This window comes from Comamonas sp. 14P8.1.4, assembly GCF_057799285.1.
Genome location: NZ_JBYOKN010000034.1, coordinates 1 through 781 on the forward strand (window position 1 = coordinate 1; position 781 = coordinate 781).

Here is a 781-nt window from a genome sequence, read left to right on the forward strand (position 1 = left end):
CTCGGGTGCGGGTGACAACATCACCGTGGGTGGCATTACCAATGCCAAGGTCAGCGCACTGTCGAATATCAGCTATGGCGAACGTACCTTTGCTGGCTTGGATAGTGCAACGTTTGGCGTGGCTACAGCTCCCGCAGGTGATACCGCGTATGGTTATGCCATTGAAGTGGAGCAGGGTGATCTTGAGGTCAATGGCGTGAAGCTGGATGGCTTCGATGCCGCATCCAGCGCCAGCGAGCGCCTGGGCCAAGTGGTCGCGGCGATCAATGCCAAGACAGCCGATACCGGTGTCACCGCATTTCTGGAAGCCGATGCCACAGACCCCAGCAAATACCAAATTACGTTGATGTCTGAAAAAGTGGATGCCAACGGTGTAGCAGAAGATGTGACTTTGAAAGGTTTTTACAAGTCGGTGACGGGTTTGGCGTCAGAAGCGACATTTACACCTGCTGCTGGTGCCGCAACAGTTGCTTTGACTTTGGCAGCCATTCAAACAGGATTTGATACTGCTGTAGCTGCAGCAGCATTTACAGCTATTGACGGTGGTGCAGTGGCTGCCAATGCCGACGTCGCGGCGACAGCAACGGCAGCAGCTAAGAATCAAGTAGGTATTGAGTCCTTGGACGTTTCCACACAAGCAGGTGCCTGGAAAGCCCTGAAGTCCATCGATGATGCGATCGACCAGGTGAACTCGGCTCGTGCAGACCTGGGTGCGTTGCAGACGCGCTTTGAAAAGACGATCGAGAACATCGACATCATGAACGAGAACATCACGGCAGCA

General features: G+C 54.0%; 1 protein-coding gene. It reads left to right on the plus strand.

Annotated elements, in window-relative coordinates; genetic code table 11:
• On the plus strand, positions 1–781 hold a 781-nt coding region (locus AC27VO_RS16505), incomplete at both ends, for a flagellin (RefSeq protein WP_488667804.1).